Origin of the sequence: Rhizobium giardinii bv. giardinii H152 (genome assembly GCF_000379605.1) — a bacterium.
Classification (GTDB): Bacteria; Pseudomonadota; Alphaproteobacteria; order Rhizobiales; family Rhizobiaceae; genus Pararhizobium; species Pararhizobium giardinii.
In genome coordinates this window covers 1-1,167 of sequence record NZ_KB902625.1, presented here as the reverse complement: position 1 = coordinate 1,167, position 1,167 = coordinate 1, and the positions used below count along the sequence as shown (strand labels likewise).

General features: G+C 58.1%; 2 protein-coding genes. Both read left to right on the top strand.

Annotated features, from left to right (window positions below):
* Positions 1 to 243, top strand: a 243-nt coding sequence (locus A3AY_RS0111735; protein WP_026203361.1) for a biotin/lipoyl-containing protein, incomplete at its 5' end; no start/stop codon positions are given.
* Between the two features lie 390 nt (positions 244 to 633).
* Positions 634 to 1,167: 3-methyl-2-oxobutanoate hydroxymethyltransferase (locus A3AY_RS0111730; protein ID WP_018325869.1), on the top strand; the 534-nt coding region annotated here is incomplete at its 3' end.

Below are 1,167 nucleotides of genomic sequence, written 5' to 3'. Positions count from 1 at the left end.
GCCCGCCGCAAGGCCGATCTCGGCAATGCCGCCCATCTCGGCGCGCCGATGCCGGGCGTCATCTCGACGGTCTCCGTTTCGACCGGACAGACCGTCAAGGCAGGCGACGTGCTCCTGTCGATCGAGGCGATGAAGATGGAAACCGCGCTGCATGCGGAAAAGGACGGCGTGATCGCCGAGGTTCTGGTCCGCACCGGCGACCAGATCGACGCCAAGGATCTGTTGATCGTTTATGGAGGCTAATCTCGTCGAATGGGAAATACCTGCAGCGTTACGGGATGCTTTGGAAAGGGGCCGATGTTGCCCCGTGACTTACCAATCGAACGAGGCAGCAAATCTTAGCTAGGCTTCCTCTTGAGAAGCTGTCGCGCGATTGTCGCTGTTCCTGAGTGGCAGGTGGTTGCGTGGCCTTTTCGGCATGAGCGAGATATGCAGGACGGCCCCATTCTTCCGCCTAGACTACCGTTTTGATATCCAACCTCCTGCCTGCGGGTGAAACATGCAAGCGATGAAATTTAGACTGCCGCGATGTCGAGGCGCGCATAGCGATCTTGGTCGGGGTGCCGGTCGCGTCGGCGGCCGCAGCGCTGAGCGTGGCCAGAAGTTTTTTATTAGCCACTCGAGGGCGGCAAGATGAGTATCGATAAATTGAAGCGACGGACGACGGCCTCAATTCGAGCTATGAAGGGGAAGGAACCGATTGTCTGCCTGACGGCATACTCAACTCAGGTCGCTCGGCTAATTGATCCTCATTGCGACCTCCTTCTGGTCGGCGACTCCGTCGGCATGGTCCTTCACGGCATGGAGACAACCGTCGGTGTGACGCTCGAAGTAATGGCAGCACACGGCCGCGCAGTAATGCGCGGCGTGTCCCACGCATGCGTCATCGTTGATCTTCCATTTGGCAGTTATCAGGAATCCAAAGAACAGGCTTTTCGCAACGCAGTCCGACTGATGCAGGATACTGGATGTGACGGTGTCAAGCTTGAAGGCGGAGAGGAAATGGCAGAGACAATTGCGTTTCTTACCTCGAGGGGCGTGCCGGTTCTAGGCCATGTTGGCCTCATGCCGCAGTTGGTTAACACCGCGGGCGGCTTCCGTGCTTTCGGACACTCAGACCAAGAGGCAGCGAAAATCCGTCGGGACGTTTCTGCCGTCGTACAGGCG